Consider the following 20,983-nt stretch of genomic DNA (forward strand, 5'->3'; position numbering starts at 1 on the left):
CCACCCCCGCATGCACAGCTCCCCGCGAGACTCCGAACTCCCGGCCGACCTGAGCCCGCTGGCGTGGGTGCAGGAGGAACTGCGCCGCTCGCTGGAGTCGGTGCACAAGACCTTGCGCCGCCTCGTGCGCGATGGTGGTGACAACCGCGCCTCGGCGCTGGGCAGCGACGCCCAGCCCAGCGTACCGCTGCAGCAGGCGGCGGCGCAGCTGCACCAGGTCAGCGGCGTGCTGGCCATGGTGGGCCTGCATGCCGGTGCAGTGCTGCTGCGTGCGGCCGAGGCCGCCGTGGCCCGGTTCGCCGAACGGCCGCTGGAGGTCGAGACTGCCAGCGTCGAGGTCATCGAGCGCGCCAACTTCGCGCTGCTGTCCTTCGTTGCGCGGCAGCTGGCCGGCAACAAGACGTCGTCGCTGTCGCTGTATCCCGGCTACCGGGCGCTGCAGCAGCTCAACGGCGCGGAGCGCATCCACCCGGCCGACCTGTGGGCCCACGACTGGGCCTGGCGCGCCATCCCGCTGGAGGCGGGCCTGACGCCACGTCCGGCGGACACCGTGCGGGCGTCCTTCGAAGCGGCGCTGCTGCGCCACATGCGCGAGCCCAGCTCCGCGCATGCCGCCAACCTCTCTGGCCTGTGCGCCGGCTTGGCTGCCGCCTTGCCGGCCGGTCAGGCGCGCACGCTGTGGCAGCTGGCCGCGGCGGTCTTCGAAGGCCAGGCGCTGCGGCTGTTGGGCAGTGGTGCTTACACCAAGCGGCTGGGCTCCAAGCTGCTGCATGAGCTGCGTGTGCTGGGCCGGGCCGACGCCTCCGAGCGCCTCGCGCAGGACCTGCTGTTCTTCTGCGCGCAGTGCCGCGTCACCCAGGGCGCCGGCCCGCGACTGGCGGCTGTGCACGAGGCCTACCGCCTGGGCGAGGCCGACGCCGGCGACTACGAGGACGACAGCCTCGGCCGCATCGACCCGGCCTGGGTGGTCCAGGCCCGCCGCCGCGTGCTGGCCGCCAAGGAGAGCTGGTCCAGCGCCGCCGAGGGCGACCAGCACCGCCTGACCAGCCTTGATGAGCAGTTCGCCGGCCTGGCCGAGTCGCTGACCCGCTTGTTCCCCAGCGGCGAGGTGCTGGCGCAGACGCTGCAGCGCGCCGTCGTCGCGACGCTGCGCTCGCGCGCCACGCCGGCACCGGCGCTTGCCATGGAAGTGGCCACCAGCCTGCTCTACGTCGAGGCTGCGCTGGAAGACGCCGCGTTCGACCAGCCCGAGCAGGCTGAGCGCGTGCGCCGCCTGGCGCGCCGCGTCGAGGCCGTGGCCCACGGCCAGCCGGCCGAGCCGCTGGAAGACTGGATGGAGGACCTGTACCGCCGCGTGTCCGATCGCCAGACGCTGGGCAGCGTGGTGCATGAGCTGCGCGCCAGCCTGTCCGAGGTCGAGCGGCAGTGCGACGAGTACTTCCGCAGCCCCACGCAGCGCGAGCTGCTGATTCCCGTGCCCGGCCAGCTGCAGGCCATGCGCGGCGTGCTCAGCGTGCTGGGTCTGGACCAGGCCGCCCACGCCACCGTGCGCATGCGCGACGAGATCGACGGGCTGGCCAACACCGAGATCGACTTCGACCGGCCCGGCGCTCGTGACGTGTTCGAGCGCCTGGCCAACAACCTGGGCGCGTTGGGCTTCCTCATCGACATGCTGAGCGTGCAGCCGGCCTTGGCCAAGCGCATGTTCCAGTTCGACGAGACGAGCGGCCGCCTGGACGCCGTGATGGGCCGCCGCGAAGGCGCCGTCGAGCTGCCCGACTTCGAGGCCAGCGGCTTCCATGTCGACCTGGACCCCGAACCCGACACCGGGCCCGACACCGAGCCGTCCATGGAGGCCACGCAGCCGCTGCGCATCGACCTGGCGTCGCTGGACCTGCCCGACCTCAGCCTGCCCGACCTCGATCTCTCCCAGCCGGCCCCGGTGCCCACGCCCGTGGCGCCGCCAGCGGCTGCGATGGCGTCGGAGCCCAGCGTCGCCGACGACCCGGAGATGCGCGAGATCTTCCTGGAAGAGGCCGACGAGGTCATCACCAACGCCCGTGCCGCGCTCGCCGCGCTGCGCGATGCGCCGGCCGACCATGGCCAGCTGACCGTCATCCGCCGCGCCTTCCACACGCTCAAGGGCAGTGCCCGCATGGTGGGGCTGGGCGACTTCGGCGAAGGCGCCTGGGCCTGCGAGCAGCTCTACAACGCGCGCCTGGCCGAGGCCTCGCCGCTGGCCGACGCGGCGCTGCTGGGTTTCACGACCGAGGCGCTGGATTACTTCGCGCACTGGCGCGAGCAGATCGCCGGCCATGCGCCGGGCCACAGCGAGCCCGCGCCGCTGCGCCGCAGTGCCGACGCGCTGCGCCTGAGCGGCGAGCACCTGCCGCTGGCCGAGCCGGCTGCCGTGGACCTGGCGCTGGAACCCGAACCTGTGGCGCCGGACGTCGCCGTGCCGGCGCTGCCTGAAGCCGCGCCCATGCCCATGGCAGGGGTGACGGAGGCGGTCGAGATCGCCATGGCGCCGGCCGAGCTGCCGACGCAGCTCGCCCCGGACTTCCTGCTCGACCTAGAAGCGCCGGCGCCGGCGCCGGCGCCGGCCGTGGCGTTCGCCCACGACGAGCCCACGCTGGATCTCGGCGAGCCGGCGCACGCCGCCACCGAGCCCATGCCGCTGCCGGTGGCCATGGCCGACGAGGTGACGCTCGCGAACTTCCACCTCGAACTCGCGCTGGACGAACCGCTGGCCGAGGCCGCGCAGGTCCCGGCTGTCGGCGAACTGCCGGTGCAACCCGAGGAGCAGACGATCGTCCTCCCGGCCCTGGCCGCCGAGGAGGAGCTGCAGGCCGAGGCGCCGGTGCAGCGCGCGGCGCCCCAGCTCATGCTGGTGGAGCCGGTGGCCGAGGAGGCGCAGGACCAGGATCCGGACGAGGGCTACAAGCTCATCGGCCCGCTGCGCATCAGCATCGCGCTGTTCAACATCTTCCTGAACGAGGCGGACGAGCTGTCCCGCAAGCTGGCCGTCGGGCTGGCCGAATGGGCGGCCGACCCCGGCAGCGTCGTGCCCCAGAGCTGCGAGGTGCAGGCCCACGCGCTGGCCGGCAACGCCGGCACGGTGGGTTATGAAGCCCTGTCCGGCCTGGCCCGCGAGCTGGAGCATGCGCTGGGGCGTGCCCAGCGCGCCGTCGCCTACGAGGCCGAGGACGTCGAGCTGTTCGTGCGGGCTGCGGACGACGTGCGCGTGCTGTTGCATCAGTTCGCTGCCGGCTTCCTGAAGCCCAACGACCCGGATGTCGTTGCGCGCCTGCATGCCTACCAGCCGCAGGAGGAGCCGCTGACGGTGGCCGCGCCGCTGGACGAGGCCGAGCCGATCGACGACATCGAACTGACCGTGGTGGCGCCGCTGCTGGACGTCGAGCCGGCTGTCGCGCCCGAACCTGAGCTTGAGTCTGAGTCTGAGGCGCCGGCCGTCGTGGCGGTCGAGCCCGAACCCGAGCCGGGTCTGCCGGACGCCATCGAGCCCGAGCTCTTCCCCATCTTTGCCGAGGAAGGCCGCGACCTGCTGCGCGACCTGCATGCGGCGCTGCGCGACTGGCTGGCCGATCCGGCCGACCTGGGGCGTTCCGACGCCAGCATGCGTGCGCTGCACACCTTCAAGGGTGGTGCCCGCCTGGCCGGCGCAATGCGCCTGGGCGAACAGGCGCACCGCCTGGAGTCCGGCATCGAGGCCTTGCTGCATGCCGGCGCGGCCGATGCCGCTCAGGTGCAGGCCCTGCAGCTGGACGCCGACGCGCTGGAGCAGGCCTTCGAGGCGCTGGGCCTGAGCCTGGCCGCTGCGCAGGCCCAGCCCGAGCCCGAACCGGTCGTCGAGCCCCGCCCCGAGCCGCTGGCGCGTTTCGCGCAGCCGGCGCCGGTGGTGGAGGAGGTGTCGGCCGAATCGGCGCGCGAGATCGACTGGAGCCGCTTCGCCGACGAGGCGGAGGTGGCGCAGTCCGCCGACAACCTGGCCATCGGCCAGGCGCTGGTGCGCGTGCGCGGCAGCCTGCTGGAGCGCATGGCCACGCAGGCCGGCGAGGTCAGCATCCGCCGCGCCCGCCTGGAGTCCGAACTCGCCCAGATGAAGGGCGCGCTGCTGGACCTGGACGACAACCTGGAGCGCCTGCGCGCCCAGCTGCGTGAGCTGGAACTGCAGGCCGAGGCCCAGATGCACACCCAGCAGGAGCTGGCGCAGCAGGGCGGCCGCGAGTTCGACCCGCTGGAGTTCGACCGCTACACCCGCTTCCAGGAACTGACCCGCATGCTGGCCGAATCGGTCGGCGACGTGGCCACGCTGCAGCGCACGCTCAGCCGCAACGTGCAGACCGGTGAAGACGAGCTGGCCGCACAGTCGCGACTGACGCGCGAACTGCAGGACGACCTGCTGCGCACCCGCCTGGTGGACTTCGACAGCATCGGCGAGCGCATGCACCGCGTGGTGCGCCAGGCCGCGCGCGATGCCGGCAAGCAGGTGAAGCTGGAGATTGCCGGCGGTCAGACGGAGCTGGACCGCTCGGTGCTGGAACGCACGGCCGGTGCCTTCGAGCACCTGTTGCGCAACAGCGTGGCCCACGGCGTGGAAACGCCGGCGGTGCGCACGGCCCAGGGCAAGGACGCCACGGGCACGCTGCGCATCGAGGTCGGCCAGCAGGGCAATGAAGTGCTGCTGAACTTCAGCGACGACGGCGCCGGCCTGGATCTGGCCCGCATCCGCGAACGCGGCCTGCAACTGGGCCTGATCGCGCCGGGCGCCGAGCCCGACGAGGCCCAGCTGCGCCGGCTGATCTTCGCGCCCGGCTTCTCCACGGCCAGCCAGATCACCGAGCTCAGCGGGCGCGGCATCGGCATGGACGTGGTGCGGGCCGAGGTGGGCACGCTGGGCGGCAGCATCGAGACGCAGTCGGCCACCGGCAAGGGCACCAGCTTCCTGCTGCGCCTGCCACTGACGACGGCGCTCACGCAGATCGTGCTGCTCAAGAGCGGCGACCAGACCGTGGCCGTGCCGGCGGCCCTGATGGCCTCGGTGCAGCGTGTGCCGGTGGAGGCCGTCGAGGCGGCCTACGCGACGGGCCAGCTGCAGTTGGCCGGGGTCGAGATGCCGTTCTACTGGCTGGGTGGCCTGCTGGGCCATGCCGGCCGCGGGCACACGCATGGCCGGCACGCGCCGGTGGTGCTGGTGCGCACGGCGCACGCCTCGCTGGCCCTGCACGTGGACGAGGTGGTGGGCAACCAGGAAGTGGTGGTCAAGAACCTCGGCGCGCAGCTGAACCGCGTGCCGGGTCTGGCTGGCATCAGCCTGCTGGCGTCCGGCGATGTGGCGCTGATCTACAACGTCGTCGCGCTGGCCGACTGGTATGGCGCTGCGGCCCAGGCGCGTCTGGCCGAGGCGCAGGCCCAGGTCGGCGCACCCATGCCGGCAGCGCCGGCCGCCGAGGAAGGCAGCCGGGCGCCGCTTGTGATGGTGGTGGACGACTCGCTGACCGTGCGCCGCGTGACCCAGCGTCTGCTGGAGCGCGTGGGCCTGCGCGTGCTGCTGGCCAAGGACGGCCTGGATGCGATGGAGAAGCTGGCTGGCGACGAGCTGCCGTCGGTGGTGCTGTCGGACATCGAGATGCCGCGCATGGACGGTTTCGACCTGGTGCGCAACATGCACGCCGACTCGCGGCTGGCCCGCCTGCCGGTCATCATGATCACGTCGCGCATCGCGCAGAAGCACCGCGACTACGCGGCACAGCTGGGTGTGGATCACTACCTCGGCAAGCCCTATGACGAGGAGCAGCTGCTGGGGCTGATCCGCCAGTACACGCAAGCCGCGGCGACCGCCTGAAGCCATGACCCAGGTTGTCGACCATCTTGCCGAACTGACCGGCTTCCGTGACCGTGACGTCATGGACGTCACGCTGGTCATGGCCTTGCGCGATCTGCTGGAGCCCGAGTCGGTCGCCATCTACCGCACGGTGGGCGAGCCCGGCCAGGAGCGCTGGCTGACCCGCGCCCACCTGCGGGCGGGCGATGCCGTGGCCTCGGCCGATCCGCTGTGGGCCAAGCCCGAGGCGCTGCCGCTGGTGGCCACGCACCCGCTGCGACTGGAGGCGATGCGCACGCGCAGCGTCACGCAGGTGGTGGAGGGCGGGCAGTGGCTGTACCTCTTCCCCATCGCCACCGAGCGGGATGTGGTGGGCGTCATCGAGATCCTGTCCACGCGCCGCCTGGGCACGGGCGCGCAGCGCATGGTCAGCAGCGTGCTGCGGATCTATCACAACTTCCAGGGGCTGCTGGACTACTCCGAGCGCGACACGCTGACCGGCCTGCTGAACCGCAAGACCTTCGACGAGAGTTTCCTGAAGGTGTTGACCGAGATCCCGGCCCGGCCGTCGGCCGAGCACGAGGCCGAGGACCGCCGCCACGACCCGGCGACGCCGCACTATGTGCTGGGCGTCATCGACATCGACCACTTCAAGTCCGTCAACGACCGCTTCGGCCACCTCATCGGCGATGAGGTGCTGCTGCTGCTGTCGCGGCTGATGCGGGGCTCGTTCCGCTTCCATGACCTGCTGTACCGCTTCGGCGGCGAGGAGTTCGTCGTGCTGATGCGCTGCGACGAGGAGGTTCACGCGGGCGAGGCCTTCGAGCGGCTGCGGGTCAACACCGAGCGCTATGCGTTCCCGCAGGTCGGGCGCATCACGGTCAGCGTCGGCTTCACGGAAGTGCGGGCGGGCGATGCGCCGGCCGCCGCCTTCGAGCGGGCCGACAAGGCGGTCTACCACGCCAAGGGCCACGGCCGTAACCAGGTCCACAACTACGCGGCGCTGGTGGCCAGTGGCCTGATCGTCGAAGCCACGCAGCAGGGCAGCGACGTCGAGTTTTTCTGAGCCCAACCGCCGCACGCGGCAACGCGGCGGCGATGGGTGTCAGATCTTGCGGCTCTTCACCACGCTGTAGCGGGCCAGCGTTCGCTCGCGCGCAGCGGCGTGGTCCACCACGGGGCGCGGGTAGTCCACACGCTGCATGGCCAGCGGCGCGCGCTCCCACGGCGCGTGGATGGCCTTGTTGTCCAGGCCGGCCAGCTCCGGGCAGTAGCGGCGGATGAAGCGGCCCTCGGCATCGAACTTCTCGCTCTGGGCGATCGGGTTGAAGATGCGGAAGTAGGGCTGGGCGTCGCAGCCGCTGCTGCTGGCCCATTGCCAGCCGCCGTTGTTGGCGGCGAGGTCGAAGTCCAGCAACTGCTGCGCAAACCAGGCCTCGCCCCGCCGCCAGTCCAGCCCCAGGTCCTTGGTCAGGAAGCTGGCCGTCACCATGCGCAGCCGGTTGTGCATGTAGCCGGTCTGGTGGAGCTGGCGCATCGCGGCGTCCACGAGGGGGTAGCCGGTGCGGCCCTCGCACCAGGCCTGCAAGAGCGCGTCGGCGTCGGGGCCCGTGTCCCACGTGATCGCGTCGTATTCGGGGCGGAAGGCTGCCCGCATCGCATGGGGGTGGTGGTACATGACCTGGTGATAGAAGTCCCGCCAGATCAGCTCTGACAGCCAGACCTCGGCGCCCCGGTCACCGCCCTGCATGCGCTGGTGGGCGATGCGCGCCAGGCGCCGGATCGACACCGTGCCGAAGCGCAGGTGCACGCTGAGGTAGCTGGGGCCCTTGACGGCGGGGAAGTCGCGCCGGTCGCCGTAGTCGGTGATGCGATCCAGGAAGTCGTCCAGCAGCGCCTCGGCGCCACGGCTGCCTTCGCCGACATGGGCGATCAGCCCGGCGGGCTGGAAGCCGATGTCCGCGAGCGCCGGCACGCCGGTGGCCAGCGGTGTTGTCGCCAGCGCGTGCGCGTGCCGCTCGACCGGGTAGCTGCGCAGGTAGAACTCGTCCACCTTGCGCAGCCAGGCGTTCTTGTAGGGCGTGAACACGCCGTAGGGGCCGCCCGTGGCCGTCAGCACCTCGCGGCGCTCGAAGATGACGTGGTCCTTGAAGGTGTGAAAGGCCGTGCCGCCGGCCTGCAGCAGTTCGGCGACCTGAGCATCGCGCAGCAGCGCCTGGGGCTCGTCGTCGTGGTTGGTGAACACGGCCTGCACGCCCAGGGCCGCCGCCAGCTGCGGGATCTCCTGCGCCGCCCCGCCGTGGCGCACGATGAGCGCGCCGCCCAGCCGGCGCAGGTCCTCGTCCAGCACGCGCAGCGCGCCGAGGATGAACTCCACGCGTCGGTCGGCGCGGGGCAGGGCGTCGAGGATGTCCCGGTCCAGCACGAAGACCCCGTACACCCGGCGGGACTGCGTCAGGGCGCGGTACAGCGCGGCGTTGTCGTCGACGCGCAGGTCGCGCCGGAACCAGACCAGGGCGCTTTCAAGAGGGGAATGCATACCCGCAGAATAAAATGACTCCCATGCCTGCCGACCGGATCGTCCTGACCAACCAGTTCCTCATCGCCATGCCCGGCATGGCCGACGAGGCTTTTGCGGGCACGGTGATCTACCTGTGCGAGCACAACGACAACGGCGCGCTCGGCCTGGTGGTCAACAAGCCCACCGAGCTGACGCTGGGCACGCTGTTCGAAAAGGTGGAGCTCAGCCCGCCCGCCGACCCGCTGGCCGAGACGCCGGTCTACTACGGCGGCCCGGTGCAGACGGACCGTGGCTTCGTGCTGCACGAGCCGCTGGACGAGCAGGGCGGCCACTACAACGCCACGCTGGCCGTGCCCGGCGGCCTGGAGATGACCACCAGCCGCGACGTGCTGGAGGCGCTGTCCAATGGCGCAGGCCCCAAGAAGCTGCTCGTCACGCTGGGCTACAGCGGCTGGGCCGCCGGCCAGCTGGAGGAAGAGATCGGCCGCAACGGCTGGCTCACGGTGGACGCCGCGCCGGAGGTCATCTTCGACACGCCGGTGGAGCAGCGCTATGAGCGCGCGCTGGCGCTGCTGGGCGTGGACCCGCGCATGCTCAGCGCGGACGCGGGCCACGCCTGATGAAGCGCGACGCTGCCGCGGCGACGCTTCAGTCCTTTCTGGCTTTTGATTTCGGCACCCGCCGCATCGGCGTGGCCAGTGGCACGCGCCTGCTCGGCGCGGCCGAACCGCGTGGCACGCTCAAGAGCGGCGACTTCGACGCCATTGCCGCCCTCATCAAGACCTGGCAGCCCGATGCCCTCGTCATCGGCGTGCCGCGCCATCCCGACGGAGCGCCGCACGAGATGACGACCAAGGCGCAGAACTTCGGCCGCCGCCTCTCGGGGCGCTACCACCTGCCGGTCTTCGAGGTGGACGAGCGCTACACCAGCGTCGAAGCTGAAGCCGAAGGCGCACACGATGTGGACGCCGCCGCCGCCGCCCTGATCCTCGAACAATTTTTCAGAGAACATCCATGAGCGACCTCAAGCTGGATGCCGAGGCCCTGTACCTCGAGCTCAAGAAGGGTGTGCAGCGACTGCTGACCGCCGACACCGCCCTGGTGGGCATCTGGAGCGGTGGCGCCTGGCTGGCCGAACGGCTGGCGGCCGACCTCGGCGTGGCGGCCGGCACCATCTCCAGCGCCATGCACCGCGACGACTTCGGCTCGCGCGGCCTGGCCAAGGCCGACCACACCAAGCTGCCCTTCGAGGTCAACGGCCGGCACATCGTGCTCATCGACGACGTGCTCTACACCGGTCGCACGACGCGTGCCGTCATCAACGAGCTGTTCGACTTCGGCCGCCCGGCGAATGTGCAGCTCGTGGTGCTGGTGGACCGTGGTGGCCGCGAGCTGCCCATCGAGCCGGCGTTCTCGGCCGCGCGCGTGACGCTTGACCGGGCGCAACAACTGCGCCTGGCCCGCGGCGAAGATGGCCGCTTCAGCTTCGAGGTGAAGTGATGGCCCCCACGTTCACTTCGTTCACTGCCCCCCAAGGGGGCGTCGGCCTCCCTTGGGGCGGCCCTGCGGGAGTCCGGTGATGCTCAGCAAACGCAACCCTCAACTCAACAAGCACGGCGAGCTCATCCACCTGCTGTCCATCGAAGGCCTGCCGCGCGCGGTCGTGGAGCAGATCCTGGACACCGCCGGCAGCTTCCTGTCCGTCAACGACCGCGAGGTCAAGAAGGTGCCGCTGCTGCGCGGCAAGTCGGTGTTCAACCTGTTCTTCGAGAACAGCACGCGCACCCGCACTACCTTCGAGATCGCGGCCAAGCGCCTGAGCGCCGACGTCATCAACCTGGACATCGCGCGCAGCTCCACCGCCAAGGGCGAGACGCTGCTGGACACGGTGGCCAACCTCAGCGCGATGCACGCCGACATGTTCGTCGTGCGCCACAGCGAGAGCGGCGCGCCGCACCTGATCGCCCAGCACTGTGCGCCGCATGTGCACGTCGTGAATGCCGGTGACGGCCGCCATGCGCACCCGACGCAGGGCCTGCTGGACATGTACACGATCCGGCACTTCAAGAAGGACTTCCGCAACCTGACGGTGGCCATCGTCGGCGACATCGTGCACTCGCGCGTGGCCCGCTCCGACATCCACGCGCTGAACATCCTGGGCGTGCCCGAGATCCGCGCGGTGGGCCCCAAGACCCTGGTGCCCGGCGACCTGCGCGACATGGGCGTGCGCGTCTGCCACGACATGGCCGAGGGCGTGAAGGACGCCGACGTCATCATCATGCTGCGCCTGCAGAACGAGCGCATGAACGGCGGCATGCTGCCCAGCAGCGGCGAGTTCTTCAAGCACTTCGGCCTGACGCCGGACAAGCTGGCGCTGGCCAAGCCCGACGCCATCGTCATGCACCCGGGGCCCATCAACCGCGGCGTGGAAATCGCGTCCGAGGTGGCGGACGGCAAGAGCAGCGTCATCCTTCCTCAAGTGACATTCGGCATCGCTGTCCGAATGGCTGTCATGGCCATCCTCGCAGGGAACGAAGCATGAGGACATCCCACCCCCGCGGCGCTTCGCGCCACCCCCTCAAGGGGGCACTCCCGGCCGCCCGGCAAAGCCGGATCGGCGGGAGTCACTGGATGGACGGCGACGCTGCGCGCGCCTTTTCTGCACGGGAGTGCTGCAAGTGAAGATCCTCATCAAGAACGGCCGCCTTGTCGATCCGGCCTCCAACCTCGACCGCATCGGCGACGTCGCGATCGCGAACGGCCGCATCGTCAAGCTGGGCGACGTGGGCGAATTCGCGGCTGACCGGACCATCGACGCCACCGGCCTCATCGTGGCGCCTGGCCTCGTGGATCTGTGCGCCCGCTTGCGCGAGCCCGGCCACGAGCACGAAGGCCTGCTGGAAAGCGAACTGGCGGCGGCAGCCGCCGGCGGCGTGACCAGCCTGGTCTGCCCGCCCGACACCGACCCCGTGCTGGACGAGCCCGGCCTGGTGGAGATGCTGAAGTTCCGTGCCCGCAAGCTCAGCCGCTGCCGGCTGTTCCCGCTGGGCGCGCTGACGCGTGCGCTGGAGGGCAAGGCGCTCACCGAGATGGCCGAGCTGACCGAGGCCGGCTGCATCGGCTTCTCGCAGGCCGAGGTACCCATCAAGGACACGGTCGTGCTCAGCCGTGCGCTGCAGTACGCGGCCACCTACGGCTACACCGTCTGGCTGCGCCCGCAGGACGCCTACCTGGGCGGCGGCGTGGCGGCCAGCGGCTCGGTGGCCACGCGGCTGGGCCTGTCCGGCGTGCCGGTCAGCGCCGAGACGATTGCGCTGCACACCCTCTTCGAGCTGGTGCGCGCGACCGGCGCGCGCGTGCACATCTGCCGCCTCAGCAGTGCCGCCGGCGTCGAGCTCGTGCGCACGGCCAAGAAGGAAGGCCTGCCGGTGACGGCCGACGTGTCCATCAACTCGCTGCACCTCAGCGACGTGGACATCGGCTTTTTCGACTCCGCCATGCGCCTGACGCCGCCGCTGCGCCAGGGCCGCGACCGCGATGCGCTGCGCGCCGGCCTGGCCGACGGCACCATCGATGCGCTCGTGTCCGACCACATGCCCGTGACCACCGACGAGAAGGCCGTGCCCTTCGCCGAGGCCACGCCGGGCGCCACGGGCCTGGAGCTGCTGCTGAGCCTGGCGCTGCGCTGGGCTCGCGACGCCGACCTGCCGCTGCAGCGTGCGCTGGCCGTCGTGACCGCCGAGCCGGTGCGTGTGATGGGCGGCGCCTTGGGCTCGCTGGCGGCCAGCGCCGGCCGCCTGGTGGAAGGCGGCGTTGCCGACGTCTGCGTGTTTGACGCCGACGCCAGCTGGTCCGTCACGCCGGAGCAGCTCGCCAGCCAGGGCAAGCACACGCCGTTCGCGTTCGAGCGCACCGGCTTCGAGCTGCCGGCGCGCGTGCGTTGCACGCTGGTGGCCGGGCACGTGGCCTTCGAAACGGCATGACGCTCCTCATGCGAGCGTCGCGCGCAGCCCCCCGAGGGGCTGCCCGGCGGGAGGCCTGATGCGCGCCGTCTGGCGCCTCGCGCGCCTCGTGCCGCATGTGCTGCATGGGCTGTGGCTGGTCAAGCGCCGCTTCGAGTTGCTGTCCGCTGTCGAGCGGCATCAGCTGATCCAGTGGTGGTCGGCCAAGACGCTGCGCATCCTGGGCGTCACGCTGAAGGTCGAGGGCCAGGCCCTGCCGACGGGCCATCTGCTCGTGGCCAACCATGTGTCGTGGCTGGACATTGCGGCCGTGCATGCGGTGCTGCCACAGGCGCGCTTCGTGTCCAAGGCCGATGTGCGGCACTGGCCGATGGTGGGCGCGCTGGTGGAAGGCGCGGGCACGCTGTTCATCGAGCGCGAGAGCAAGCGCGACGCGCTGCGCGTCGTGCATCAGGCGGCGGCGGCGCTGCAGGCAGGCGACTGCGTGGCGTTCTTCCCGGAGGGCACCACCGGCCCCGGCCCTGAGTTGCTGCCCTTCCATGCCAACCTGCTGCAGGCGGCGGTGTCTGCGCAGGCGCCGGTGCTGCCGCTGGTGTTGCGCTGGCACGAGCCGGGTGAGCGCTTCAGCGCGTCAGCGCGCTTCATCGGCGACACGACGCTGGTGCAGAGCCTGTGGGCCATTGCCTCGGCGCGTGGCCTGGGCATCGATGTGCAGATCCTGCCCGGCGTGGACGTGGCCGGCCGGGATCGCCGTGCGTTGGCCGAGGCGCTGCGCGGTGTGATCAGCGCGAGGCTGTAAGCCAGCCCAGGCCGGCCGAGGTGCCGGCGCGTGGCCGGTATTCCAGGCCGATGGCGCCGGGCCAGTTGCGGTCTGCCAGCAACTGGACCTCGGCGTCGTAGTCGCCGGCTGCCGGCTCGTGGCGGCCGGCCACGCCGGCGACCTGCACATGGCCCAGCACGCCGAGGTCCAGCGCGCGGCGCAGATGGATCAGGGAGTCGCCTTCGGCAACGCGGCAGTGATAGAGATCCAGCTGCAGCTGCACGCGTGGCGCGTTCAGCAAGGCGAGCAGTTCCAGCGCCTGCGCCTGGCGGTGCAGGAAGTAGCCCGGCATGTCGCGCCGGTTGATGGGCTCGACGACCAGCGGCAGCGTCGACTGCGCGGCCGCCCAGGCCAGGTTGGCCAGCCAGGTGGCGCGGGTCTCGGTGTTGTCGTCCGCCAGGCCTGACAGCAGATGCACGCGCGAGGCGCCCAGTTGGTGCGCGAGCTCCAGCCCGCGCAGCGTGCCGTTGCGAAACCGCGCCTGGGCGGCAGGCAGCGCGGCGAACCCGCGCTCACCCGCCGGCCAGTCGCCCGCAGGCGCGTTGATCAGCACGACGCGCAGCCCGGCCAGGGCTGTCTTTAGTGCTGTGGCGTCGTGCAGATGAGGCTGCTGCAGCTCGACGGCCGAGAAACCGTCGGCGCGGGCGGCGGCCGGGCGGTCCAGGTAGGCGTGCTCCGTGTACAGCCAGTCGAGGTTGGCGGACAAGCGTGGCGTGAGCACTCGGTTTCTCCGTTGAAGGCAGGGGCGGCCCGGACTCTATCGGACCGAGCTCGCGAGGCCTGGGTTGCCCGTTGGGCCCATGCCGTGCCGGCCGGCCGACGCCTTCACCGTTGCGCGGTGTTCCTCAAACCGGTGCAGGCCCGGCGCTCAGGTCGCGGTGCTGAAGCGCATCTCCTGCGTCAGCGACGCGAAGTACTGGCTCTCGCGTCGCAGGCGCTCCAGCAGGGCATCTCCCGTGACGAGGTTGCCGATCACGTTGGCCAGCGCCGGGATGCCGGCGAAATCGGTGTCGGCCAGCGCCTTGTCCAGGCCTTCGACGAGGCGCTTGTGCACCGCAGGCGCCAGCCCGGCGGGCCCGGCCCACACATACCAGCCGGTGACCTCCAGATCCCGGAAGCCGGCTTCGGCAAAGGTGGGCACGTCGGGAATGGTGGGCCAGCGCTGCTTGCCCACCACGGCCAGCGGCCGCAAGCGCATCGCATCGGTGGTACGCAGGGCATCGACGGGGACGATGGCGGCTGCCAGAGACTGGCCCATCAGATCGCGTCGGATGGAGTCGGAGCTGGCGTAGCTGACCGGCCGGATGCTGGCGCCCGCTCGTCTGGCCAGCATGGTGCCCATCAGGTGGGGAATGGAGCCGAACTGGGTGACGCCGTAGCTGCGGCTCTCGGGGTTGTCGGTCACCCAGGCCAGGTAGTCCTTGACGGTGAGCACCTTGGCGTCGACATGCGGCGCCACCACCAGCACCCAGGTGAAGTCCGCCAGGGCGGCGATGGGCGTCAGGTCTTTCAGCGGGTCGTAGCCGCCTTTGTTGGGGGCCAGCTGGGGTGTCAGCGTGACCAGGCTGTTCTGCGAGTGCATCAGCAAGGAGCCATCCGGCGGCGCCTTGCGGATGGCATCCACAAAGCGCAGCGGCCCGCCGATGGTCTGGCTTTCCGCGACCAGCGGCGGCGTGTAGTGCGGCGCCATCAGGCTGCTGACCTCGCGTGCGAAGCGGCCCATCACCGATTGCGCCGGAAGGTTGAAGAGCAGCCGGCATCTTTCCACCGGGGGTTGCGCCAAGGCCCAGGCCGGCAGCATCGCGGCTGCGCCAACGTGGCCCGCTTGGCGGAGGAAGTGTCGACGTGGCTTCATGGCGGAATCCCGGTTGACGGCGCCTCAGGTGCGCAGTTCGGCAATCAGGAGCCGCCAGGCCTGGCGCAGCGCTTGTGCGCCTAGGCTTTCGGGGGTCGCTTCCATAACCACCAAACCACGCTGCAGCATAGCAAGGCGGCCGTTGTCGGCAGGAGCCTGGAGATCGAAGCGAACGGCGAATTGCGCCTGCAGGGGGATGGCGCGCCCCTTGGCATCGGTCTGGGCGGCGACGCGGCCGCCTTGCGTGGAGGCGAGGGCTTCAGGGGTCAACTGCTCGGCAGCGAGGTCGTCGATGCCGATCAACTGCACGGCCATCGTCGGCATCGAGGGGTCGTCGGGGACGAAGCGGCCACGGGCGCCCGGGCGCACCCGCCGCAAGTCCCGCTCGGCCAGGTAGCCCCGCACGTCCTGGCGGTTGCCGTGCAGCACCCGCAGCAGTGTCTGTCCGGGGCGCACCCACATGCCGGCGCGCAAGCCGGGCGCCACATCGGCGGCGGTGCCGTCGCTTGGCGCCCTGACGGCCATCTGCGAGCGCCGGCCCTGAGCACCTTCGCGGTCCGCCTGGGCCGTCGCTGCCTGGGCCGTCAGGATGAGCGTCGCGTGGCGGTCCTTGTCGCTGGCCGGCGCGCGGTCCAGCCGCAAGCGCGCGAGGGCTTCGTCCACCTGAGCCGCCGCGATGCGGCGCTCCACCTCTGGCGCCACGAGTTCCAGCAGCGCCTGGCCGGCCTGCACGCGCTGGCCGTCCACCACCGACAGCTCTCGCAGCTGCGCGGGCTCGGGCGCTTCGATGACGGTCTGCTGTGTCCAGCCCAGCACGGCGGGCACGGTCACGCTGCGATCAAGAGGCCAGCTCAGCAGCAGCGCCAGCCCGGCCAGCGTGGTGGCCAGGCGCAGGCGGTTGGCGGCCTGACCGAACAGGCCCAGCTGCCACCCGCGTTGCAGCCGCCGCCAGATCGGCAGCAGCAGGAGCACCCACATGGCCACTGCCGCCACCGGCAGCACCAGCGAGGTGCCGACGACATGGTAGGCCAGCCAGCTGAGGCCGCCGAACAGCACCAGGCGGTAGAGCCAGACCGCGTGGCCGAACAGCGCCAGGCCAGCAGCCAGGCGCGGTGGGGGCGACTCCGGCGCGGGCTCGGCGGCCCCGAACAGCAGGCGCGACCAGCACCAGCCCGCGTAGGCCAGGGAACGGGTCTGCAGGTTCTCGACGCCCAGCGCATCGCACAGCATGTGGTAGCCGTCGAAGCGCGCCAACGGGTTCAGGTTGACCGCCAGGCTGGTGGCCAGGCTGGTGGTGGCGAGCATGGCGGCGATGCTGCGTGCGGCGCCGTCCGGGAGGATGGACCAGGCCAGCAGGGCCCAGCCGGCCACCCATGTCTCGGCCAGCATCCCGGCCGCTCCCACCAGCACCCGCCCGCGCCGGCTGTGCAGGGCGTGGGTGCCGCCGGTCTCGGTGTAGACGACGGGCAGCCCGATGGACAGCATCAGGCCCATGTGCGGCACGCGCACACCCTGGGCGGCGCAGGCCCAGGCGTGCCCCAGTTCGTGGATCACTTTCAGCACCACCAGCGTGAGCATGAAGCCCATGGCACCCCAGGGCGTCAGCAGCGTCTGCACATCCCGAACGAGCGCGTCCCATTGACGGCTGGCCATCACCAGGCCCAGGCCTGTGGCCGCCAGCCAGATCAGCAACCAGGCCGGAGATGTCAGCGTGCGCACCAGCGGCAGGCTGCGCTCCAGCAAGGCTTGGGGCCGCAGCAGCACGAAGCGCCACTGCAGCGCAGCGACGAAGCGTTGCAGTGGCGTGGGCGGCTTCGGCGGTTCGTCCACCACAACGAGGTGGTGCTGGCGCAGGAAATCCAGCAGCCGCTGCAGCCGCTGCAAGTCGAGGCGCCGCCCCCGGCGCGCCAGCGCCTGGCCCAGGCGGGCGCTGTTGCCCTCGTCCCAGTGCATGAGCAGTTGCCGGTCGTCGTCGCTGATGACGAAGTGCCGGTCGCGCAGGGGATCGAGCAGCAGCCAGACGGGCACACGGTCCAGCCCTGCCGGGCGCGCCTGCAAACGCAGTTCCTGGCGCAGGGGTGGCAGTGGCAGTGGCGGGCTCACGGCGCGCCCTCAGAGGCCCAGCGTCTGGCGCAAAGCCGACCACGGACGGTGCAGCAACTGCAGGGCCAGCGGCACCTCATCGCCGTACAGCCGCGCCGTGCCGCGTCCTCCGATGCGCGGCGCCTGGCCGTCGACCGGCTCGGCCCACACGGTGTAGCTGCTCTCGGCCGAGCCCGGCCGCTGCTTCGGGGTGTAAGCCATGCTGAGCACCCGCGCCCGATAGCCGCCCAGGGGCGCGTTGTCCAGGTACACGGACACGGCGGCGCCGGGCCTGAGCACCAGCGCATCGTTGATGCTCATCTCGACGCGATAGCGCACATCCAGCGGCTGCGCCACCTGCAGCAACTCCTCGCCGACCTGCACCGCACGGCCTTCCCAGTCGCGGCGGTCGGCATAGAGCGCCACGCCGTCCAGCGGCGCGCGCACCACGCTGCGGGCGAGCATGTCCTCGGCATAGCGCAGCGTCAGCCGCGCCAGCTTCAGTTCGGCATAGGCGCTGGCGAGTTCCTGCCGGGCATTCGGCTCTGTGAAGGCCAGCGCCCCCAGCGTGGCGTGCCGGGCTTCGGCCACCGCGACGCGCTGCTGTGACAGCGTGGCCTCGTTGCGGGCCTGCAGATCTTCAAATTGCACCAGTGGCTGGCCGGCCTTCACCACCTGGTTGGGCGCGACGAGCATGGTGCGAACGGCACCGTTCAGCGGGGCGGTGATCAGCACGGGGTTGCGGGGGGCGACTTCCATGGGCGCCATCACATGGCGCTGCACCGGCACCAGGCCGGCCACGGTCGCCGCCAGCAGTGCCGCCACGGACATCTGCACGGAACGCCGGCGCGCCAGGCCCAGTCGGGGGCGCCCCGCCAGCGCATGCCAGGCATGACCGTAGGTATCGGCCAAGCGCTGCAACAACACCACCTCGGCGGGGATGTAGGGCTGGTGGCGCAGGTAGAGAACCCCTGCGCCTATGCTGCCGTCGTGATCCGGCATCGGCACCCAGTGCCCATGCGGCGCGCTGCAGGCCGCCAGCGCATCGTGGGTCTCGTCATCGGTGGCCGCCAGCCGGGCATGCAGCAGGTGTGGCCCGGCGGTGGCCAGGTTGCCGCTGGCGTTCAGCTCGCCCAGCCGTGCTTCCAGCGCCCGCACCAGCGACGCCTCCCGGTCGACCTCGGGTACTGCGCTGTGGGCCACGCAGACCCAGGCATGGCGGTTGTGGCGGCGGCGGAACACCAGGACCACGTCACTGCGCACCAGCTCCGAGCTGCCGTTGCAGAGCTGGTGCAGCAGTGCGTCTTCCGTGCCGAGGCGGCGCACGTCGGCCTCGTGCTGCAGCAGGCGCAGCGCTGGGCCGTGGTTCGTTGGCGTGGGCTCGCTGCCGGCAACGAGGCGCGCTGCGGGCGCGGTCGCAGGCCCGGGTCGCGCTGACATGGCGTCTGCCGAGGCCCTGGGGCGCCCGGGCGCCGACGACCGGGCCGCAGTCTCCGGCGTGGCCGCCGCTGCCGGAGCCGACTCCGGCGGCGGCTTGCGCTCAGCGCGTTTGGCTTTGGAAGACCGCATGGCCGCTCATCCCGGGCAGTGGCAGGGGGGAATTCGCCGTGGGCCGTTGCAGCTTTCCCACGAGGCGGGCGGTCCGGCTCACCGGGTCGATGCTGGGCATGATCCGCTCGACGCGGCCTTTCCAGCGTCCGCTGGTTTCGTCCACCGTCAGCAGCAGCGGCGTGCCGGGCCTCAGGTGCGCCAGCCAGGCGGAGGGGACGAGGATGTCCAGCTCCAGGTCGTCGGGGTCGACGATCTTCAGCAGCGGCTGGCTCGGGGACACGGCTTCGTGCGCTCGAGCCAGGTGCTGAACCACGCGGCCGTTGAACGGCGCGGCGATTCTGCAGTCCTTCACGGCCGCGTTCAGGGCCTCGGCTTCGGCGGAGACCTTGTCGAGCTGCGCGATGGAGATCAGCAGGTCGTTCTTGCCGATGGACTCGAAGCGGTCCAGCTCATGGTTGGTCTCCACCGTCTTCGTCTGCACCTGCACCGCAGCGGCGGCGGCCTTGGCCTCGGCCAGCTGGCGCTCGCAATCAAAGGCCACCAGCAGCGTGCCTGCGGTGAAGGACTCGCCCTCGCGCACCGGCATCTGGGAGATGCGCGCCGCCAGGCGCGAGGACAGCGTGGCCTCGCGCACCGCACGCACAACGGCCCGCGCCTGCACGGCGCCGGCCGCCGAAGCCTCCACGGCGAGCCCTGACGTGGTGCTCGGCGCCGGGGGGCGCCGGGCTGGTTGAGCCGGCGAAGGCGTGCTGGCCAGAATGGCCGATAGCAGCAGGGGCAGCATCAGGGCGCGCATCACGAATCCTTCGGCAAGGGGGGCAGTGACAGGGCACGGTCGCTCCAGTGGATCTCCAGCTTGTCGACGATCTGCGCCAGCGGTTCTGAACCGTCCAGCTTGATGTCGAAATTGTCCAGGCCCATGGACGCGTACAAATTGGCGTATGCGTTTTGCAGGTCAGCATAGGCGGTGTCGTAGCGAACCTCGGCCAGCACCGAATTCATTTCTTCACGAACCAGGCTTTGCTGGCTGATGGCGCGGGCCTTGTAGGCGCCGCGCGACGCTTCGGTTAGCCGGGTCTGCACGCCGTTGGCCTGGCGCACGACCGACAGTTCCTGTGACAGCCGTATGAAGCGCACGCGGGCCACGTGGACCTGGGTCATCACGGCCATGGTGAGCGCGAGGTCGCGCTGGTCCTGCACGTCGAGTTCCGCCAGCAGCGCAGCTTTCTCCAGCGGGCGCCGGAACACCGACATCAAGCTCCAGCTGACGCGGGCGCTGAAGTCCAGCCAATCGTTGTTGTACAGGAACTGGTTGCTGTCGTAGTTCAGCCCCAGCATGGCTTTCAGCGAAGGCAGACTGCGCAGCAGGGAGGCGCGGTCCTCCAGCTCGGTGATCTTGCGCTGGTAGCCGGCTTCGCGCAGCTCCGGGCGAAAGCGCAGGCCGGTCAGCACCATCTCGTTGGCCGAGCCCGGCAGCTCGGGGACCAGATCGGTCCGATCCGGCAGCACCAACTGGTAGGGCGTCGCCGGCGTCAGATTCATCAGCGCCGCCAGTTGGGTCTTGGCCAGCGTCAGTTCGCGTTGCAGCTTCTGGGCCTCGCTTTGCACGCCCAACAGGTCGCGCTGGAAGGCCAGGACCGTCAGCGGTGACGCCACACGCCGGCTCTCCAGTGCTTCGGCCTGGGCCAGGGCCTTCAATGCCATCCCCTCGACCTCCGACAGGTGCCTGAAGGTGCGGTCGGCGCTGACGGCGCGCCAGTAGGCGGTGCGCACGTCCTCGATGATGCGGGTCAAGACCTTGCGGCGGCGCTCGGCCGAGATGCTGCTCTCATGCGCCTGCTGGAGGCTGCGCACGTAGGCCAGCCCGAAATCGAGAACGTCCCAGCTGGCGCGGATGTCGGCACTGGTGCTGCGGCGCTCGCTTGAGGTGGAGGGCTCCAGCGACTGATTGCCGCTGAGCAGCGAGCGGCTGCGTGAGCCGGCATCGTTGCTGCGCCCGACGAAGCCGCTTTGCGCCACCAGGGCGGGCAACATGTCCACACGCCGCAATTCCGCCTGCTTGAGCTTCAAGGACTCGCTCATGGCTTCTATGCGGCCGTCCAGGTTGTACTTGATGGCCCTTGCCATGGCCTCGTACAGCGAGATCGGGCCTTTGACCGGTTCCTCCAAGGCGATTTCGGCGCGCAGGTTCTTGAGGTTGTCCACCGCCCGCCGGTCGTGATTCAGCGGAGCTGGTGTGGTGCTGCATCCCGCCAGGCCCACCAGGGCTGCGGAGCCGCTGGCGACAAGCAGGCGGCGGCGGGGCAGGGTCGGTGTTGGGCGGTTCATTTCGAAGTCCTGTCAGAGC

General features: G+C 70.8%; 15 protein-coding genes. 8 read left to right on the forward strand and 7 right to left on the reverse strand.

The window, feature by feature from the left end; all coding sequences use genetic code 11:
* Positions 1-10 precede the first annotated feature (10 nt).
* Positions 11-5,866, forward strand: a complete 5,856-nt coding sequence (locus tag ACG0Z3_RS21135; protein WP_394401467.1) for an Hpt domain-containing protein — start codon at positions 11-13, stop codon at positions 5,864-5,866.
* 4 nt (positions 5,867-5,870) lie between these two features.
* Positions 5,871-6,911 (forward strand): GGDEF domain-containing protein, encoded by a 1,041-nt coding sequence (locus ACG0Z3_RS21140; protein ID WP_394401470.1) that lies wholly within the window; start codon positions 5,871-5,873, stop codon positions 6,909-6,911.
* A 39-nt stretch (positions 6,912-6,950) separates the two neighbouring features.
* Here the strand turns inward: ACG0Z3_RS21140 and ACG0Z3_RS21145 are convergent, their stop codons facing one another.
* Positions 6,951-8,384 (reverse strand): cryptochrome/photolyase family protein, encoded by a 1,434-nt coding sequence (locus tag ACG0Z3_RS21145; RefSeq protein ID WP_394401472.1) that lies wholly within the window; start codon positions 8,382-8,384, stop codon positions 6,951-6,953.
* A 23-nt stretch (positions 8,385-8,407) separates the two neighbouring features.
* On the opposite strand from ACG0Z3_RS21145, the gene ACG0Z3_RS21150 reads away from it, so the two are divergent.
* The 6 genes from ACG0Z3_RS21150 to ACG0Z3_RS21175 all read left to right on the forward strand — a co-directional run bounded on the left by ACG0Z3_RS21150 (position 8,408) and on the right by ACG0Z3_RS21175 (position 13,127).
* Entirely contained in the window at positions 8,408-8,986 is a 579-nt protein-coding gene (locus ACG0Z3_RS21150) for a YqgE/AlgH family protein (RefSeq protein WP_394401474.1), read from the forward strand.
* Entirely contained in the window at positions 8,986-9,384 is a 399-nt protein-coding gene (gene ruvX / locus ACG0Z3_RS21155; RefSeq protein ID WP_394401476.1) for a Holliday junction resolvase RuvX, read from the forward strand. The genes ACG0Z3_RS21150 and ruvX overlap by 1 nt, the downstream gene beginning before the upstream one ends.
* A complete protein-coding gene (pyrR, locus tag ACG0Z3_RS21160; RefSeq protein ID WP_394401479.1) occupies positions 9,381-9,866 on the forward strand; it encodes a bifunctional pyr operon transcriptional regulator/uracil phosphoribosyltransferase PyrR in 486 nt (161 codons plus the stop codon). The genes ruvX and pyrR overlap by 4 nt, the downstream gene beginning before the upstream one ends.
* Before the next feature lie 79 nt (positions 9,867-9,945).
* Positions 9,946-10,908 (forward strand): aspartate carbamoyltransferase catalytic subunit, encoded by a 963-nt coding sequence (locus ACG0Z3_RS21165; protein WP_268165264.1) that lies wholly within the window; start codon positions 9,946-9,948, stop codon positions 10,906-10,908.
* A gap of 136 nt (positions 10,909-11,044) precedes the next feature.
* Positions 11,045-12,349, forward strand: coding sequence for a dihydroorotase (locus ACG0Z3_RS21170; RefSeq protein WP_394401482.1), 1,305 nt, complete (start codon positions 11,045-11,047; stop codon positions 12,347-12,349).
* 58 nt (positions 12,350-12,407) lie between these two features.
* Complete coding sequence (locus tag ACG0Z3_RS21175) at positions 12,408-13,127, forward strand: lysophospholipid acyltransferase family protein (RefSeq protein WP_394401485.1); 720 nt, start codon at positions 12,408-12,410, stop codon at positions 13,125-13,127.
* Here the strand turns inward: ACG0Z3_RS21175 and ACG0Z3_RS21180 are convergent.
* The 6 genes from ACG0Z3_RS21180 to ACG0Z3_RS21205 all read right to left on the reverse strand — a co-directional run bounded on the left by ACG0Z3_RS21180 (position 13,111) and on the right by ACG0Z3_RS21205 (position 20,964).
* A complete protein-coding gene (locus ACG0Z3_RS21180; protein ID WP_394401487.1) occupies positions 13,111-13,869 on the reverse strand; it encodes a hydroxypyruvate isomerase family protein in 759 nt (252 codons plus the stop codon). The two genes, ACG0Z3_RS21175 and ACG0Z3_RS21180, sit on opposite strands and share 17 nt — an antisense overlap.
* 147 nt (positions 13,870-14,016) lie before the next feature.
* Positions 14,017-14,871, reverse strand: a complete 855-nt coding sequence (locus ACG0Z3_RS21185) for a tripartite tricarboxylate transporter substrate-binding protein (RefSeq protein ID WP_394401490.1) — start codon at positions 14,869-14,871, stop codon at positions 14,017-14,019.
* A gap of 156 nt (positions 14,872-15,027) precedes the next feature.
* Positions 15,028-17,106: an HlyD family efflux transporter periplasmic adaptor subunit gene (locus ACG0Z3_RS21190; protein ID WP_394401492.1), complete on the reverse strand. Its 2,079-nt coding sequence runs from the start codon at positions 17,104-17,106 to the stop codon at positions 15,028-15,030.
* Between the two features lie 9 nt (positions 17,107-17,115).
* Positions 17,116-18,525 carry an efflux RND transporter periplasmic adaptor subunit gene (locus ACG0Z3_RS21195; RefSeq protein WP_394401495.1) on the reverse strand — a complete coding sequence of 470 codons (1,410 nt, stop codon included), beginning with the start codon at positions 18,523-18,525 and terminating at the stop codon, positions 17,116-17,118.
* A 100-nt stretch (positions 18,526-18,625) separates the two neighbouring features.
* On the reverse strand, positions 18,626-19,432 hold the full coding sequence (locus ACG0Z3_RS21200) for an efflux RND transporter periplasmic adaptor subunit (protein WP_394401497.1): 807 nt from the start codon (positions 19,430-19,432) through the stop codon (positions 18,626-18,628).
* Positions 19,432-20,964: a TolC family protein gene (locus tag ACG0Z3_RS21205; RefSeq protein WP_394401499.1), complete on the reverse strand. Its 1,533-nt coding sequence runs from the start codon at positions 20,962-20,964 to the stop codon at positions 19,432-19,434. Before ACG0Z3_RS21205 ends, ACG0Z3_RS21200 begins: the two co-directional genes overlap by 1 nt.
* Positions 20,965-20,983: the final 19 nt, after the last annotated feature.

The sequence above is a fragment of the Pelomonas margarita genome (assembly GCF_043555875.1).
Taxonomy (GTDB): Bacteria; Pseudomonadota; Gammaproteobacteria; order Burkholderiales; family Burkholderiaceae_C; genus Pelomonas; species Pelomonas margarita.

What these genes read in the sequence shown, in the direction of transcription:
- ACG0Z3_RS21135 (WP_394401467.1), top strand. Translation starts at nt 11, where the DNA reads ATGCACAGCTCCCCGCGAGACTCCGAACTCCCGGCCGACCTGAGCCCG.
- ruvX (WP_394401476.1), top strand. Translation starts at nt 8,986, where the DNA reads ATGAAGCGCGACGCTGCCGCGGCGACGCTTCAGTCCTTTCTGGCTTTT.
- ACG0Z3_RS21200 (WP_394401497.1), bottom strand. Translation starts at nt 19,432, where the DNA reads ATGCGCGCCCTGATGCTGCCCCTGCTGCTATCGGCCATTCTGGCCAGC.
- ACG0Z3_RS21145 (WP_394401472.1), bottom strand. Translation starts at nt 8,384, where the DNA reads ATGCATTCCCCTCTTGAAAGCGCCCTGGTCTGGTTCCGGCGCGACCTG.
- ACG0Z3_RS21140 (WP_394401470.1), top strand. Translation starts at nt 5,871, where the DNA reads ATGACCCAGGTTGTCGACCATCTTGCCGAACTGACCGGCTTCCGTGAC.
- ACG0Z3_RS21205 (WP_394401499.1), bottom strand. Translation starts at nt 20,964, where the DNA reads ATGAACCGCCCAACACCGACCCTGCCCCGCCGCCGCCTGCTTGTCGCC.
- ACG0Z3_RS21165 (WP_268165264.1), top strand. Translation starts at nt 9,946, where the DNA reads ATGCTCAGCAAACGCAACCCTCAACTCAACAAGCACGGCGAGCTCATC.
- ACG0Z3_RS21185 (WP_394401490.1), bottom strand. Translation starts at nt 14,871, where the DNA reads ATGGGCCGCTTCGCACGCGAGGTCAGCAGCCTGATGGCGCCGCACTAC.
- pyrR (WP_394401479.1), top strand. Translation starts at nt 9,381, where the DNA reads ATGAGCGACCTCAAGCTGGATGCCGAGGCCCTGTACCTCGAGCTCAAG.
- ACG0Z3_RS21175 (WP_394401485.1), top strand. Translation starts at nt 12,408, where the DNA reads ATGCGCGCCGTCTGGCGCCTCGCGCGCCTCGTGCCGCATGTGCTGCAT.
- ACG0Z3_RS21150 (WP_394401474.1), top strand. Translation starts at nt 8,408, where the DNA reads ATGCCTGCCGACCGGATCGTCCTGACCAACCAGTTCCTCATCGCCATG.
- ACG0Z3_RS21195 (WP_394401495.1), bottom strand. Translation starts at nt 18,525, where the DNA reads ATGTCAGCGCGACCCGGGCCTGCGACCGCGCCCGCAGCGCGCCTCGTT.